The 16,928-nt window shown below is 51.0% G+C and carries 9 protein-coding genes and 1 tRNA gene; 3 read left to right on the top strand and 7 right to left on the bottom strand.

Features of this window, described 5'->3' with window-relative positions; translation table 11 throughout:
- Nucleotides 1-16 precede the first annotated feature (16 nt).
- The 6 genes from O0S10_RS05845 to O0S10_RS05820 form a co-directional block, all read right to left on the bottom strand.
- On the bottom strand, nucleotides 17-2,542 hold the full coding sequence (locus tag O0S10_RS05845; RefSeq protein ID WP_268924953.1) for an MEMAR_RS02690 family S-layer glycoprotein: 2,526 nt from the start codon (nucleotides 2,540-2,542) through the stop codon (nucleotides 17-19).
- Nucleotides 2,543-3,528: 986 nt separating this feature from the next.
- On the bottom strand, nucleotides 3,529-4,251 hold the full coding sequence (locus O0S10_RS05840) for a thymidylate synthase (protein ID WP_268924952.1): 723 nt from the start codon (nucleotides 4,249-4,251) through the stop codon (nucleotides 3,529-3,531).
- A gap of 36 nt (nucleotides 4,252-4,287) precedes the next feature.
- Nucleotides 4,288-4,360 (bottom strand) — tRNA-Gln (locus O0S10_RS05835).
- Between the two features lie 48 nt (nucleotides 4,361-4,408).
- Nucleotides 4,409-4,945 carry an NYN domain-containing protein gene (locus O0S10_RS05830; protein ID WP_268924951.1) on the bottom strand — a complete coding sequence of 179 codons (537 nt, stop codon included), beginning with the start codon at nucleotides 4,943-4,945 and terminating at the stop codon, nucleotides 4,409-4,411.
- A gap of 326 nt (nucleotides 4,946-5,271) precedes the next feature.
- On the bottom strand, nucleotides 5,272-5,874 hold the full coding sequence (locus O0S10_RS05825) for a fibrillarin-like rRNA/tRNA 2'-O-methyltransferase (protein WP_268924950.1): 603 nt from the start codon (nucleotides 5,872-5,874) through the stop codon (nucleotides 5,272-5,274).
- Nucleotides 5,871-6,740 (bottom strand): NOP5/NOP56 family protein, encoded by an 870-nt coding sequence (locus O0S10_RS05820; RefSeq protein WP_268924949.1) that lies wholly within the window; start codon nucleotides 6,738-6,740, stop codon nucleotides 5,871-5,873. The genes O0S10_RS05825 and O0S10_RS05820 overlap by 4 nt, the downstream gene beginning before the upstream one ends.
- Before the next feature lie 363 nt (nucleotides 6,741-7,103).
- On the opposite strand from O0S10_RS05820, the gene O0S10_RS05815 reads away from it, so the two are divergent.
- The 3 genes from O0S10_RS05815 (at nucleotide 7,104) to O0S10_RS05805 (ending at nucleotide 13,977) form a co-directional block, all read left to right on the top strand.
- Nucleotides 7,104-9,458 carry an MEMAR_RS02690 family S-layer glycoprotein gene (locus O0S10_RS05815; protein WP_268924948.1) on the top strand — a complete coding sequence of 785 codons (2,355 nt, stop codon included), beginning with the start codon at nucleotides 7,104-7,106 and terminating at the stop codon, nucleotides 9,456-9,458.
- Between the two features lie 94 nt (nucleotides 9,459-9,552).
- Nucleotides 9,553-11,970 (top strand): PGF-CTERM sorting domain-containing protein, encoded by a 2,418-nt coding sequence (locus tag O0S10_RS05810; protein WP_268924947.1) that lies wholly within the window; start codon nucleotides 9,553-9,555, stop codon nucleotides 11,968-11,970.
- Nucleotides 11,971-12,450: 480 nt separating this feature from the next.
- A complete protein-coding gene (locus tag O0S10_RS05805; RefSeq protein ID WP_268924946.1) occupies nucleotides 12,451-13,977 on the top strand; it encodes an AMP phosphorylase in 1,527 nt (508 codons plus the stop codon).
- 294 nt (nucleotides 13,978-14,271) lie between these two features.
- Here O0S10_RS05805 and O0S10_RS05800 read toward each other — a convergent pair whose 3' ends face one another.
- Nucleotides 14,272-16,806 (bottom strand): MEMAR_RS02690 family S-layer glycoprotein, encoded by a 2,535-nt coding sequence (locus tag O0S10_RS05800; protein ID WP_268924957.1) that lies wholly within the window; start codon nucleotides 16,804-16,806, stop codon nucleotides 14,272-14,274.
- Between the last annotated feature and the right edge of the window lie 122 nt (nucleotides 16,807-16,928).

Below are 16,928 nucleotides of genomic sequence, written 5' to 3'. Positions count from 1 at the left end.
TTTTTGTTTCACGCAGTTAGTTTCTGCGGAGTACGAGGAGTGCTACTGCACCAAGTCCTGCGAGTGCAATGAATGCACCGAAGCCCGGAGTTGACGGGGTTGCGGTTGCAGTTGCGGTTGCAGTGGTGGTCGGCGTAACACCGGTGGAAGTTGCGGTCGGAGTCGGAGTCACAACTTTCTCAACGAGGTTGAAGTTCGTGGTCGTAGAGACATCGACTTCGATACCGTTGACCTTGATGGTGTACTCGTCAAGCTTCCAGTTGGTCGTGTCGACTTCGACGGACCATGCATTCTCAGTACCGTCCCCTGCAACAACCTTCGTGGTCTGAGAGACACCGGAGGTGGTGGAAGTGGAGGTCTTGTCGATTGCGGTGAAGGATGAAGACATCACTTCAACAAGAATCTGGTCGTCAACCGCGAGGTTGGTTACACCAGAGATGGTGAACGTGGAACCAGCTGCCTGGTCTCCCGGGTTGTTTATTCTGATGTACGGAGCTGCAACGGTGAAGGTGAGCTTCGTGTAGATATCATCGATGTTTGCATCATCGATCATCTTGGTCAGAGCATCTGCTGCCTGGGAACCCTGGAGTTTGTTGGTACCCTTGACGACGAAGGTGTCCTGATATTGAGTACCAGATCCACCAGTGTTCTTACCGTCGATATAGAAGTACGTTCCATCAGTACTCAGCTTTGCGTCAAATTCACCGTTGTACATCGGGTGCTGAATGACGACGAAGTACTGGTTGGAGGACAGATCAGCGGGTACATCGAATTTCTTCTCGTAGGATCCGTCATCTTCAACGGTGATGGATTCTGCGTTGAAGTAGTTTGGACCGAAGAGGTACATCTTCAGGGTACTTGGACTCCCTTCTGCAGTTCCGCGGATGTAGAGTTTGTCACCCTGTGCAATGACCGTTGCGGACGGAATCGCGGAGAGGAACGGCTGCTTCAGGTTGACCGAGATGGTGGCATACTCAGAGTCAGAAAGTTTGGCTGCTATTACCGTCTTACCATCAGTATCATAGGTTGGATTCGAGGATTTTCCGTTGGTGAGTTTGCTGGTTGCATAGATAGTGTATGCACCCGTGTCAACTCCGATACGAGTGGTGTCCCACTTGTATTCCCACGTGTCGTCGGTCTTAACGGAAATGGTGTCACCCGGTTCCTGTGCCTGGTTTGCAGCTTTGAGATTCGGAAGTGCCTTCAGAATAACACCATCAGAGAGCAGATTCTGTCCGGTTACGAACAGGTAGATGACATCACTGTCAGTGTTGGTTCCAGTAAGTTTAATCTCTTCGCCAATGTAGTAAGATCCGTCGCCGGATGCGGCGATGGTAACTGCACCTTTCTCGACCTTGACTTTGACTTTGTCATAGTTGGACGAATCGAATGCATCGACATCTCCGGTAGCCAGAATAAGAGAGGAGACTTTGATCGTGTAGGTCTTGTCTTCGGTATCGGCAGCGGTGTTGAACTGGATGGTTCTCTTTCCACTTGCGTCAGTCTCAAAGATACCACCGATTGGGTTGGAGTAGCCATCATAGTAGATGAAACCTGCAGTAACACTGTAACTGGAAAGGTTGTTCGGCCTGGTCTTGTTATTTACCGACGACTGGAATCCACTTTGTCCGGGCTGGAGTGTCGGGTTGACCTCGTTGGTTGCCGGGGATTCGATGTACACTGCATACTTCTGCTTGCTCTCACCCTGAATCGCTACGGTGAACGGGTTGCTGCGGACGACGGAGTCTTTTGCAGCGGTGATGGTAAGCGTGGTGCTCTGCAGTGTGAAGGAAATCGTGTTGGACTTCTTCTTTTCGTTGTCTGCAAATGGTTTGTAGCCGGTGAATTCAGCCTGCGCAGTCCAGGTTCCTGCGGCTGCGTTGGATCCTGCTTTTGTGTATCCAGCCAGGTTCTGAGACTGATTGAGATTCACATTCGCAAATGATGTCGTGTTGAAGTCTGTGGTTTTACCTCCAGCCGGAGTGGTGAAGATGATCTTTGCAGTCAGATTTTTGCCATCGCTGACAAATCTTCCATCGGGGAAGGCTTTGGAGGCATTTACCGGGCCAACGTAGGGTGTGTTGATCAGGAATGAAACAACGGTGTCCTTGTTGATGGTTTTGCCGTCGATGGAGTCACCGGAGGTTGCACCAGTATTAGGGTCGGTGGTCAGCTCTGCTTTCAGAGAGATTTCCGGATACCAGATGTACACAAATGCCGCCTCTCCATTCTTTACTTTCGTGTAATTGGACGTGTTATAATAAACACCATAGTGTCCGTTTACGGATGATTCATAGAGACTGAAGTTGGCACCATTGCCATAGCTATCTGCATAAATCGTATTTACTGCAGCAGGAGTACTCCCTTCTGAGAAGAGGGTAAGAGTACCTGATTCCGTTCCGTCTGTGAGATTGACTTTCTCAAAAACGAAAGTGGTATTGCCGCTTGAGACGTTGATATATTCTGCTGCAGATGCTGCTCCAATACAGAGCGCTGCTGCGAGAAGAACGACCAATGCGGTCATAATCTTTGTGTTTTTCAAGTGTAATTCCTCCTAAATTAGGATTTAATTTTCTGCATGTGATACATGCAATACGTGACATTCGACAGATGTCGAATAATCATTCTGCAAGGGTTATACTCCGATCAACGGAATATGCTTTGATATTTGTGCATGGGGTATAATAGGCTTTGTGGTCAAAACAGGTTGAATCCTACATTTGGTAGGGTTACTGATCAGAACATCGCAAAAAATTACGATCAGCGCAAGAAAATGATCCTCAAGTAACCCGTCCCTCCATTGAATTCTTGTTGAAAATTCATTCGACAAACAACGGATAACAGAACATCACATCACTCGCCGCACTTGCTCTCATCTCTCTTAGGATCTCAGACGGGAAAATAATTCCGGCAGCACAACTCCCCGATAATTTCTCGCAGAAAAATTTTTCAAAAAAATATTTTTCAAAACAGCAGACAGAGAACAAACAAAAAATATCTCACAAAAAACTTCTCCCCAAAACAACCGAACGCATCCCATCACCCCTCCGGACAAAACCAACGCAAAAAAATTTCGCATCATCCGCAACGTCGATGACACCCCGCGTACCACCCACGAACCCATCAGAGAACATACCACAACATAACAAAAACACATTTCTTCCAAAACTCTAACCTCGTTCAAAACATCTGATCACATTTCCCGGGCATCACAAACCCCCGGGACACCCCCTCCCTCACCCCACTACTATAATAGTGCCCGTATCACCAATACCCGGACCACCTAAACCTAGATCATGATCAAAAGCTACATAATCCTTCACGCAAGAATATATCCATAACCAACAGAATCTCTGTTGGCCAAAGTGGCAGCATACATCCGTACAACCTCTACACACATATCTCATCACCAGAGTATGTATCGCGAGAGAACTCCCCCCGTCGGCCCCCGACAATACATCCGGATGTATGGATACACCCACCTCCCGAACCCTCACAGCTCTTTTCCAAAAAAAATTCAAAAAAAAATTACCGTCGTGCAAGCGCGCATCCCCCGCACGCCCGGCACACAACCTCACTCGGCGTAAACGCCCGCCCCTCCTGACAAAACGGAAGAATATCCGCCGCATCCCGCCTAAAATAAATATGCGGCACCAGCGCAATATGCGTATACGCCCCCGTCGCAACCCCCACCTCCCTCGCCACAAACTCCTGCAGCCGCGCCAGCGCAAACATATTCGCCCCCGCCGCAGACAACATATCATTACTCCGGAACACCACCTTCATATCCAGCCGCCCCTCCCGCACCACACACTGAACCAACTGCAAACACGGACAATCCCCCAGCCCCCCATCAACCGGCGGACACCACGTAACCCCCACCGCCCGCCGCGACTCCGGCGCCTCCCGCAACTTCTCAATAATATACCGCACCTGATCACAATGCACCTCCCCCTCCCCATCCCGCAAACCGCACCCCCAATCAAACAACCGCCCGTGATAATCATACTCAAACACCGCATCCGACCCGAACAACAAATTATGCGCATACGAATCCAAAAACGCCTCCTTAAACCGCGAACACCCCGAACTCATCGGCCGCTCAAACGGCGTCTCCACCCGCAGACACACCTCATCCGTCTCAACCGTATCCTCCCCATTCTCCGTTCGCAAAAAAGAACCATCCTGCAAAATATACCGGACAACCAGCTCATGAGCACGTCCCAGACTCGGCGCACGAATAACCTTCATACCATACAATAGGACACAAAACAATATAAAAAGAAGTAGCCCGTAGCAGATTCGAACTGCTGTCGAGGGATCCAGAGTCCCCCATGATTGACCACTACACTAACGGGCTATATTGCCTTACTAAATACGCATCAAACCTTAATTAACATAACGATTCTCATTCATCACGCTGACAAAAATCCACCAAAACCTGCGTAATCTCCACCCGCTCATCCACCGCATCCAGCAACTCATCATGACACGACTCGCGGAAATATAACAATCGAACCACCACCCCCGCATCCTTCGCCTGCTCAACCGCAGGAACAAAATCCGAATCTCCCGCAATAACCACCGCCAAATCAATACTCCCCTTCCACGCAAGACTCACCAACTCAATCGCCAGCAAAATATCCACACGCTTCTGACGAACATCATCCCCAATACGCTGAATCTTCCCAAGCCTCACCTCAAACCGCGGCAACCTCCGCACAACACTCAAAAACTGATCCTTCTTCGCATACCGGCCTCGCTCCTCCTCCGTAGGCGGCTCACCCTGGAACGGCATACACGTATAATAATACGCCCGAAGCAGCTCCCCATCCCCCACAGCAGAATGCACCAGTTTCTCAAGATCCAATCGCCCCACTCTCCGATGATCCCGCAAATGATCCAAATACCCGCCATCAACAAAAACAGCAACCTTACCGGTCATACAAAACACCAAAAACTATCGTCCCAAGATGACCCGAAGATCAACAGAACGATAGCGAGTATAATATCAACTTATACACCCCCAAACCACATAAACATTTCTCACGGACTATCAAAACAACACCAGAAGCGCCGCACCAATCGCCGTCAGAAAAATCCCGTCAACCGTCCCCGCCCCCCTCCGCATAAACCCCCCGCAAGTACAACAGACCCGCAACAAACCCCATCACCGCCGCAGGCAACCCGAACCAGCACAAACCAGATCGACAACGGACGAAACACCAACCGGCTCATACCACTACCACATCAAAAAAATATAAAATCCTTTCAGACCCGCTCACACACAATCGCCGCATGATCCGCATGATACGGCAACAACCACACCGCCGCAACAACCCGCAGCCCCGCAGCCTCCAGCTCCCCGCACGTATCCGCAAACACCTCCTCCGGACACTTCCGGACATCCACACTTCGCGTCTTCAGCATCAGAATCAACCGCCCTCCCGACCGCAAAAACGGCATATGCCGAATCGCAATCGCCGCCTGATTCGGCTGCGCTACATCCTGATACACCAGATCCACCGCCTCAAGAAGCGGCGCATACCGCTGCGGCTGCGTCGCATCCCCATAAATCGGCACAATATTCTTCCGCCTCCCCGCAACCACCAGCAAATCCTGCATCGGTCGCGGCGCAAACTCCACCGCATACACCGCCTCCACATAATCCGCCACATGCGAAACCGTCGTCCCGTTCGCCGCCCCCAGATACAGCACCACCGCATCCCCCGCCAGATCTACCGAACGATCCAGATACCACAACGCCGCCAGCTTACTCCGGTACGGATCCCACACCCGGTACTCCCCAATCATCCGCTCCCCGTACACCCCGCCCGCACCCTCCGACACCAGCGTCCCATCAATCGAAATCATTTCCGCACCCCCGTCTCCGTCCTCATCTTCGTCCCCATCAACCCGTCAATCCGCGCATTCGCCGCATCCACAAACGCCGCATCCAGCTCCCCCCGGAAATAATCCAGCCGCGCCGCAATCGCCAGCTTCGCCGCAAGCGCACGCGCCACCGCACCCCGCACTTCGCGGGGCGCATTATGCACCCGCCGGTGCTGAAACACGATACCGTGTTTCGGCGACGGCGTCCCCGTCCGGATATGGGAGAACAGCGCCCCCTCTGCTCCGATCACCTGCATTGAAGAACCCGGCATCCTCGCAAGAGCCGCGAGCCCCCCGGCCCGCGCCATCAGGCGGGCAGCCACCAGGCCGCCCACCAGCGCACTCATATTCGGAATCACCACGACCGCCTTCCGCGACACCTCCTTCATCAGACTCGTCCGCGCCGCAGACATCGACAAAATTTCTTTGGCAACCTTCTTCATCGGCTCCGTTCCCTTCTTCCCGATCATTGGCAGGAGCCGGGCTGCGCCCGCTCCCGACCCGCGGTACTTCCGGGAAAACGACGGAGTGATTGAGATATACCAATCAACCAGCCGCTCCGTAAGGAGATTGATCACCGTGTCCATCTCATCAAGCGTCCGAACCATCTGCAGAAGCTCCACATCCTTCTCCTGCGCCGCCGCCGCAATTCCCTCCTCGGCCATGCATATTGTTGCCTGCCGGACAGCTTCGAGGTACTCCTGCCGGTCCCTCACAAGACCAAGCTGCTGTGCCTGCCGCCAGTCACAGGGGACATATGTCGTCATGTCGGTTTTTGCTGCCCGCAATCGTGCAGCAACCTCTGCCGGGTCTGTTGAGAGATCGGTTCCCGCCCCGTACCAGTACATATAATATAGTGTGTTTCTCGTCTGGGATATAGGTATGCGGATGATGATTTTGTTTCGTTCGGCGTCTGGTAGGATTCAATCTGTGGTTTTGGTAGGATTCAATATTTTGGGGTCTGGTTCTGTGGTACTTTGTGTGCTCTGTTGCTACGATCGGGTATTACCTGATTTTTGGGTGTTCGTCGATTGCTGAAGTGGTTTGATCGGGATTTTTGGTGTTTTTATCGGGATTTTTTGTAAGGAAATTTAATGTATGGCGGGGAATTTTTTGTTTTTTGAAAGGGTTTGGGAGTGATTTGTAGATTTTCGATGATTTTTGATTTTTTTGATTTTTTTGATTGAATCCTTATTTAGGAGGAATTACACTTGAAAAAAATAACGATTATCCTCGCCCTAATCATAGTTTCGGCTCTTTTTGCAGGCATTGTGTCTGCAGACCCGGACTATCGAGAGGTGGCCCAAGGCAATGCAGCGTTTGTCTATGAGGACATTAAAGTCCCTACAGACTCATCATCGCTCATCCAGTACTCTGACGGGCAGAACCCGCAGACAAAGAATATCATCTCAGGAAAAGAAGGAAAGTTCCAGCTCACCAAAGAAGTGGTGAATGGAATGTACGGTGTCTACTACTACGATGGCACGCCAGGGGCCAACACGTACATCTACATCTGGTATCCGGAAATCAGCCTGAAAGCCGAACTCACAACCGGTAAAGACGGTATATCCACCGCCGGTGACTCCATTGACGGGAAATCCATCAACAAGAACACCAACGTCACCTTCAAGATCGGAAGCCCGAAAGTAGCTCCGGCACTGGGAAATGCTTCTGCGCAGCTCATCTTCACGACACCGGCTGGCGGCAAGACTAATGAATTCGGAGGCTACAACTTCAACAACACTACTCTGACTTCAGTTGAGACCGTTATTCCCAACTCCACTGCACCCGGCAAGGATGCAGAAGCCGGAACCTGGACAGTTCAGGCACAGTATAAGACACCGCCGTTCAATGACTATGCAGAGAAGTCCAACGCCGTCACGTTCAATGTGCAGAGTACCTCGCTTATCCTGACAGCTGCAAAGGACTCCGTTGTCCGCAGCAATCCGTTTGTTGTGACGATCCAGGGAGACAGTCTGGCATATTACCTCATCTACCTTGACGGTGCATCTGAGAGTGACATCAACCCGACCCTCCAGCCGCTCCAGGACGGATGGCAGTATAATGACTACGATTATGTCGGCGGTGCTATCTTCAAGACCGATGCATCCGGTAAACGGAATGTGCAGTACAACACCATAGCAGAAACCGAAGACAAGACCTACACCATCAAAGTGGTGGCTATGAAGCAGGAGGACGATGAATGGATCCCCGACTTTGCAGAGTATGATACCACCAAGGTCAAGGTCGAAAAGGGAGCAGTAACCATCTCCGCAACCGGCGACGGCTCTTACTTCATCGGTGCTGAAATCAAACTCACCGGTACCAACACCGACAGTAGCGATGTCTACCTGTTTATCACTGGTCCGAACCTTGCAACCAACGGACTCGCCCTGAAGACTGTTGGCGGCACTAACGAACCAGCAAAGGATAATACTCAGCCAGTATCTGTTAAAACAGACAACACCTGGGAGTACAAGTGGAACACAGAAAACTGTGGTCTCGACACCGGTGCATACACCATTTATGCAACCAGCATCCTGACGAATGGAAAATCCTCTGAAAAGGATACTGCAAAAACTGGTGAAACTGCTGCAAAACTCTCCGACGCCGAGTATGCAACCGTTTCCGTGAACCTGAAGACGCCGTTCATCTTTGCCGCGCCGTCCGGAACCGTCATCGCAAAAGGCGATAAGGTCTATATTCGCGGAACCGCAGAAGGCGACCCAAGCAAACTCCAGCTCTACATCTTTGGTCCGAACAAGTTTGTCTACGACTCCATTACGGTAGAAGATGATGGATCTTACGAAAAGAAGATTGATATCGGATCCGACTGGGCGTCCAACCAGTACTATGTCGTCATCGAGCACCCGATGTACAACAATAAGATCGATGTGCAGGTGGATGATCCCCAGGATCCGACTGAACTCTTCATCTACAACGTAGACGGATATTCGATACAGTCTTCCTTCATCGTTGCCGGTCCCGGAAAACTTCAGGGAGCGAATGCAGCAGATGCACTCACCAAGATGATCGACTCACCGAACATCGATGACAAGTACACCAAGCTGACGTTTACCGTTTCCGAACCGTGGATCAAACTCGTCAATCCGGGAGATAAGGCAGTTGGAATGAAGTTCACCCTCTCCGGCACCACCAACCTTGCAGTTGACGACCAGATCCTTGTTGACGTGACGTCTTCCTCGTTCTCCGCAGTTGATAAGACCCAGAGTTCTCCAACTTCCGGCGTCTCTCGGACGACGAAGGTTGTTGCAGGGGAAGGTGGCGACAACACCTGGTCTGTCGAAATTGACACGACCAACTGGAACCTTGACGAGTACACCATTAAAGTGAGCGGCATTGAGGTCGACATCTCGACGAGCACGACCTTCAACGTTGTGGAGAAACTGCCCGACACCCCGACCCCAACCGCGACCGGTGCAACCGCTGTCCCGACCGGTACAACCGCGACTGCAACCGCAACTCCGGCAACCCCGGGCTTCGGCGCATTCGTGGCACTCGCAGGACTTGGTGCAGTAGCACTTCTCGTACTCCGCAGAAACTAACTGCGTGAAACAAAAAGAGAGATTTTTTTCCTCAGGAGAAATCCCTCGGAAAAACAATCCTCTTTTTTCAGAAAAAAATTAGGAGGAATTACCCTTGAAAAAAATAACGACTATCCTGATCCTACTTCTCGTTTCAGCTCTTCTTGCAGGCACTGTGTCTGCAGGCACGATCTCTCGGGATGTGGGTTCAGGTGCTGCAGTGTTTGTCTATGAGGACATTGCAGTCGATGATACTTCTTCAACATCGCTCATCCAGTACTCTGACGGCCCGAATCCGCAGGCACTCAATGTCATCTCAGGCAAAGACGGAGAGTTCCAGCTCACCGAAGAAGTGGTGAATGGAATGTACGGTACCTACTACTACAAAGGTAACCCGAAGGATAGCGGCGAGTACGTTACCATCTGGTATCCGGAAATCAGCCTGAAAGCCGAACTCACAACCGGTAAAGATGGGATGTCCACCTCCGGTGACTCCATTGACGGGAAATCCATCAACAAGAACACCAACGTCAGCTTCAAGATCGGCAGCCCGCAGGTAGCTCCGACACTTGGGTGTTCGGCAAAACTCATCTTCACGACACCGTCCGGCGGCAAGACTCATAGTTTCGGACTCCACGAGTTCAGCCTCATTCGGATGAATAGGGCTGAGACCATTACGAGTCCCGCTGCACCCGGCAGGAATGCAGAAGCCGGAACCTGGACCGTTCAGGCACAGTATGTAACACAGCCGTTCAAGGACTATGCAAAGAAGTCCAACACCATCACGTTCGACGTGCGGAGCACCTCACTTACCCTGACCGCGGTAAAGGACTCCGTTGTCCGCAACAATCCATTCGTTGTGACGATCCAGGGAGATAGTCTGGCATATTACCTCATCTACCTTGACGGTGCATCTGAGACTGACGTCAACCCGACCCTCCAGCAGTACCAGGACGGATGGCAGTATGATGACGAGGATCATATCGGCGGTGCTGTCTTCATGACCGATGCATCCGGTAACCGGAATGTACAGTACAACACCATCGCAGAGACCACAGACAAGACCTACACCATCAAAGTGGAGGCTCTGAAGAAGTACGAATACGAGCCTGACCCGACAGACTATGATACCACCAAGGTCAAGGTCGAAAAGGGAGCAGTAACCATCTCCGCAACCGGCGACGGCTCTTACTTCATCGGTGCTGAAATCAAACTCACCGGTACCAACACCGACAGTAGCGATGTCTACCTGTTTATCACTGGTCCGAACCTTGCAACCAACGGACTCGCCCTGAAGACTGTTGGCGGCACTAACGAACCAGCAAAGGATAATACTCAGCCAGTATCTGTTAAAACAGACAACACCTGGGAGTACAAGTGGAACACAGAAAACTGTGGTCTCGACACCGGTGCATACACCATTTATGCAGCCAGCAGACTCACCAACGGAAAGTCTTCCAGCAATGCATTTCTGAACTATAGTTATGAAGCAACCGACAACGAAAAAGAGTATGGAACGCTCCTGCCTGGTCCTGGTGAAGGATACTACGGATATTACGCGGTCAAACTCTCTGACGCCGAGTATGCAACCGTTTCCGTGAACCTGAAGACGCCGTTCATCTTTGCCGCGCCGTCCGGAACCGTCATCGCAAAAGGCGATAAGGTCTATATTCGCGGAACCGCAGAAGGCGACCCAAGCAAACTCCAGCTCTACATCTTTGGTCCGAACAAGTTTGTCTACGACTCCATTACGGTAGAAGATGATGGATCTTACGAAAAGAAGATTGATATCGGATCCGACTGGGCGTCCAACCAGTACTATGTCGTCATCGAGCACCCGATGTACAACAATAAGATCGATGTGCAGGTGGATGATCCCCAGGATCCGACTGAACTCTTCATCTACAACGTAGACGGATATTCGATACAGTCTTCCTTCATCGTTGCCGGTCCCGGAAAACTTCAGGGAGCGAATGCAGCAGATGCACTCACCAAGATGATCGACTCACCGAACATCGATGACAAGTACACCAAGCTGACGTTTACCGTTTCCGAACCGTGGATCAAACTCGTCAATCCGGGAGATAAGGCAGTTGGAATGAAGTTCACCCTCTCCGGCACCACCAACCTTGCAGTTGACGACCAGATCCTTGTTGACGTGACGTCTTCCTCGTTCTCCGCAGTTGATAAGACCCAGAGTTCTCCAACTTCCGGCGTCTCTCGGACGACGAAGGTTGTTGCAGGGGAAGGTGGCGACAACACCTGGTCTGTCGAAATTGACACGACCAACTGGAACCTTGACGAGTACACCATTAAAGTGAGCGGCATTGAGGTCGACATCTCGACGAGCACGACCTTCAACGTTGTGGAGAAACTGCCCGACACCCCGACCCCAACCGCGACCGGTGCAACCGCTGTCCCGACCGGTACAACCGCGACTGCAACCGCAACTCCGGCAACCCCGGGCTTCGGCGCATTCGTGGCACTCGCAGGACTTGGTGCAGTAGCACTTCTCGTACTCCGCAGAACCTAACTGCGTGCAACAAAAAAGAGCGGAATTTTCCTCCGGGAAAACAATCCTCTTTTTTTCAGAAAAATCTGAACGGCGACAAAAGATACCCGGCAACTACAAAAGATAAAAAACAGGAGTATACGTAAACTCATGAATTCCGTCCCGCACGTCAACCGGTAGAGATCTGAGGTGCCAGTGACTTGAGGAAATGTTTCACGTGCAAACGGCACGTGGAAAACATGATTGGGGAATCATGTTTTAGCCCCGGGAGACGTGCGAAAAATGAAATTGCATCAAAACCACACTCACTTGCACGGGTATCTGTCGAAACCGTACACATCTATTTTTTGAGACGGAAAGAGCAACGAAAAAATTTGAAATTTTTTTTATCGTAAGTATCCAGTGTCTGGCTGACCGTGAACTTCCCTCCCGTTCCCCGACATCAGAAAAAATGGACACGGAGCAAACCCTTATCACATTCCCCTGCCTAAATGTCATCTGATGATACTCACCAGTTCCCTCGTTGACATTGCCACCGTAATCGTTCTGCTCCATGCAGACGACGCCCGGCAGATTGGAGTCCGGGAAGGAGACCGGGTCACGATATTCAATACCCCTAAAGGGACCTCTGTCCGTGCCCCTGTCGTAATAACCGAGACCCTCATCTCCCCTGGGCACGTAACCATCAGCTCTGGTGTTAATAAGCGTCTTCAGATTACGGATGGTGACTCCGTAGAAATCCGTGCGTCATCCCGCCCCGCATCCATTGAGTTCATCCGCAAAAAGATGGACGGCGGACGGTTGAGCCGTGAAGAAACCGCACAGATCGTTGAGGACATGACCAAGGAAGTCCTTTCCCCCTCCGAGATTACCGCCTACATCACCGCCGCATATATCAACGGCCTTGACATGGATGAAGTGGAATCGCTCACCCGCGAGATGGTTGCCTCCGGAGACCGACTGACTTTCAATACCCGGCCAATCGTGGATAAACACTCCATCGGTGGTGTGCCGGGAAATAAAATTACACTTCTCGTTGTGCCGGTCATCGCAGCGTCCGGTCTTCTCATCCCCAAAACCAGTTCCCGTGCTATTACCGGTGCGGGCGGGACAGCCGATCTGATGGAGGCACTTGCCCCTGTTACCTTTACGGTGCAGGAGATTCAGCAGATGACGCTCAAAGCCGGCGGAGTAATCGTCTGGGGAGGGGCGACCAACATTGCTCCCGCCGATGACATGATCATTACGTATGAGTACCCGCTGAAGATCGATGCACGCGGTCAGATGCTCGCAAGCATTATGGCAAAGAAGATGGCGGTAGGATCTGATACGTGTGTGATTGATATTCCGGTTGGTCCCGGAACGAAGATCCCGGATGAGGCGGAAGGGAGAGTGCTTGCAGGAGAACTGATCGAACTCGGCCGGAGGCTTGGCATCCGTGTTGAATGTGCGATCACGTATGGCGGTGCGCCGGTCGGCAGGAATATCGGCGTGAATCTGGAGGTTGCGGAAGCCCTCAGAATCCTGGAAGGAGATACAGGTCCGAACTCCCTGATGCAGAAGAGTGTGGCACTTGCCGGTATGGCGCTGGAGATGACCGGTAAAACGGCGTACGGGTTTGGAGCAGAGGCTGCAATGGAGTTGATCCGAAACGGGAAGGCTCTGGCAAAAATGAAAGAGATTATTGCGGTGCAGGGAGGCGATCCGAAGATTACGTCCTCGGATCTTGTATTTGGATCAAATGTGTTTGATGTGCCGGCTCCCAATGATGGCTATGTGGTTGCGGTGAAGAACCGGGAACTGATCAATATTGCCCGGACCGCGGGGTCCCCGGCGGATCATGGTGCCGGTCTGCACTTGCATAAAAAACCGGGAGAGGCGGTAAAGAAGGGTGAGCCGATTCTGACGATCTATGCAGAACGTGGATGGAGGCTGCAACGTGCGATTGAGGAGGCGAGAGTGAGCATGCCGGTTGTGGTGGAAGGGATGCTGCTGGATCGCGTGCCGCCGGTCCGGCGTGTTGCATAATTTTTTGCGGGGTTTACTCACGATTCTTTTTTTTATTTTGTTTCAGGGACGGAATGGTCGGACCTTACATCAGATTTTATTTTTTGTTCCACCGAAAAATAACCGGCATGAATAGTACGTGACTCCATCCGGTCGGGACCGGGATTGTTTTCATCGAGGATGTACATTCGTCCATCGCGTTTACTTTCTGATCAAGTTTGGAAAAAGAGTTTTCAAATTTTTTTCTGAAAAGAGAGAGTGGTGTTTCTCAGGATTTCTCCTGAGCGTTACTCTTCTCTTTTTGTTTCACGCTGCTTAGTTGCGGCGGAGTACGAGAAGTGCTACTGCACCAAGTCCTGCGAGTGCAATGAATGCACCGAAGCCCGGAGTTGACGGGGTTGCGGTTGCAGTTGCGGTTGCAGTGGTGGTCGGCGTAACACCGGTGGAAGTTGCGGTCGGAGTCGGGGTGTTGATCTTCTCAACGAGGTTGAAGTTCTGCGTTGTGGAGACATCTGCCTCGATACCGGATGCAATTACAGTGTACTCGTCAAGCTTCCAGTTGGTCGAGTCGACTTCAACAGACCATACGTTGTCAGTTCCGTCGCCCTTCACGACTTTGACTGCCTGAGAGACACCGGACGTCATGGAGGTTGAGGACTTGTCTGTAACGTCGAAGCTGGAGGACTTCACTTCTACCAGAACCTGGTCATCAACCGCAAGGTTGGTGGTACCGGAAATGGTGAATTTCGTTCCTGTTGCCTGGTCACCGACGGTGTTGATTCTGATCCATGCCTCTTCAACGTTGAAGGTGAGCTTGGTGTAGATATCGTCGATGTTGGATGAATCAATCATCTTGGTCAGTGCATCGGCTGCCTGGGATCCCTGGAGCTTGTTTGCACCGGTCACCACGAAGGAACCCTGCTGGGAACCGCCGGTGGTGGTGTTGCGGATCATGAATACACCCTTCTCTTCGTATGCATCAAACTGGCCATTGTACATCGGGTGCTGAACAACGACGAAGTACTGGTTGGATGCGAGGCTGCTCGGGATCTCGATCTTCTTCTCGTAGCTTCCGTCAGTCTCAACGGAGACGGAGTACTTCTCGTAGTAGTTCGGACCGAACATGTAGAGGTAGAGTGAGTTCGGGTTTCCTTCTGCGTTACCGCGGATGTAGATCTTGTCACCCTTTGCGACAACGGTTCCGGACGGGTTTGCCGACAGGAACGGCTGTTTCAGAGAGACAGAGATGGTTGCATACTCGGAGTCGGAGAGTTTGACTGCGTAGTAATCATTGGTGCCCGAAACAAGAACAGTTCCATACACATTGAATTTGGAGTTCAGGTCTTCGGTGAGTTTGATTGCAGAGGATGCTTTTCCATTGGTAAGCTTGCTGGTTGCATAGATGGTGTATGCCCCAGTGTCGAGTGCAATGTTTGAAGTATCCCACTTGTACTCCCACGTGTTGTCAGTCTTGACATCGATCGGGTTGGTTGCACTGTAAGCTGCTGTCTGGTCCGGAAGGTTCTTGAGAACAACTCCGTCGGAGTAGCCAAGGTTCGGGCCATCGATGAACAGGAAGATGTAGGAACTGTCGGTGTTGGTACCGGTCAGTTTGATCTCGTCACCGAGGTAGTAGGAACCGTCACCGGATGCGGAGATGGTAACTGAACCTTTCTCGACTTTGACTTTGACGGTGTCGTAGTCATCGCCTTTTACATTACCGTTGACGGTAATTACTCTGACGGTGTAGGTCTTGTCATCGGTGTTGTCCTGGGTGTTGAACTGAACCGTTCTCTTACCGGATGCATCGGTCTCGAAGTATCCCCAAGAGTGGTACTTCTGACCACTGACATCAACCGTGTTGTTATTAACAGCCGGAGAGATTGGAGAGTTAGAGCTGGTCACCGGGATCGTGTTGTATTGTGATTGGTATCCAGACTGACCTGGAAGGAGGTACGGCTGGTTTTCGTCAGTTCCTTCAACATAGATGAAGTACACTTTCTTGGAGTCACCCTGAATCGTTGTGGTGAACGGGTTGCTGCGAACAACAGAATCTTTGTCTGCTGTCAGTGAAAGAGAAGTACTCTGGACAGTGAAGGAGACCGTGTTGGATTTCTTTGCGTTGTCCGAGAAGGGCTTGTAGTTGGTAAACTCAGCCTGTGCGGTGTAAGTACCTGCAGTTGCATCTTCACCCGGTCTGGCAGAGCCTGCATTGTTCTGGGACTGATTAACGGTGAGAGCACCAAATTTCTGCGGAGCACCAAACCATACACCGAAGTCAGTGGTCTTTCCACCGACCGGAGTGGTGAATACAATTTTTGCACTCAGGTTTTTGTTATCACTACTAACGAATCTGCCCGGTTTGTTTGCTGGACCGACCATTGGTGTGTTCAGCAGGAACGTGACGTTGGTGTTTTTATTGATGGTCTTACCTTCAACAGAGTCACCAGAGGTTTTTCCTGTCGTTCCGTCGATAGAAGTAGTCAGTTCTGCCTTGAGACTGAGTTCCGGATACCAAATAGAGACATGGAAAACCTTTGACATGTTGTCTGCATCCCAAGTGGATGTAGCGTAGTACGTACCGTATTGACCGTTTACTGAGGATTCATACAGGCTGAAATTGCCATTGGTATCTGCGTAAATGGTATTCACTGCAGTTGGATTGCTACCCTCAGAGAACTTAGTGAGAACAGTACTGGTATTGCCAGTCTCAGTTCCATTGAGAGCAATTTTCTCAAAGACGAAGGCACTTCCCTCGTTTGACACATTTGTATAGTCTCCTGCTGCAGAGACTGCTCCCATACAAAGAGCTGAAATGAGCAATACGGCGAGAACTGCCATTATTTTCATGTTTTTCAAGTGTAATTCCTCCTAAATGAGGATTCAATCCCGCACACAAAAATTTTCAAAAAATCATCAAATTCAGGAAAATCTCAAATAAAATCTCTTGAAGACAGTACTCCGAAAAATTT

It is taken from the genome of Methanocorpusculum petauri, assembly GCF_026891975.1.
GTDB classification, from domain to species: domain Archaea; phylum Halobacteriota; class Methanomicrobia; order Methanomicrobiales; family Methanocorpusculaceae; genus Methanocorpusculum; species Methanocorpusculum petauri.
This window is presented reverse-complemented; position numbering and strand designations above follow the sequence as displayed.

Bases quoted from the DNA above. Each gene is read 5' to 3' on its own strand.
- O0S10_RS05840 (WP_268924952.1), bottom strand. From the start codon at position 4,251: ATGAAGGTTATTCGTGCGCCGAGTCTGGGACGTGCTCATGAGCTGGTT.
- O0S10_RS05820 (WP_268924949.1), bottom strand. From the start codon at position 6,740: ATGTACTGGTACGGGGCGGGAACCGATCTCTCAACAGACCCGGCAGAG.
- O0S10_RS05805 (WP_268924946.1), top strand. From the start codon at position 12,451: ATGATACTCACCAGTTCCCTCGTTGACATTGCCACCGTAATCGTTCTG.
- O0S10_RS05825 (WP_268924950.1), bottom strand. From the start codon at position 5,874: ATGATTTCGATTGATGGGACGCTGGTGTCGGAGGGTGCGGGCGGGGTG.
- O0S10_RS05800 (WP_268924957.1), bottom strand. From the start codon at position 16,806: ATGAAAATAATGGCAGTTCTCGCCGTATTGCTCATTTCAGCTCTTTGT.
- O0S10_RS05830 (WP_268924951.1), bottom strand. From the start codon at position 4,945: ATGACCGGTAAGGTTGCTGTTTTTGTTGATGGCGGGTATTTGGATCAT.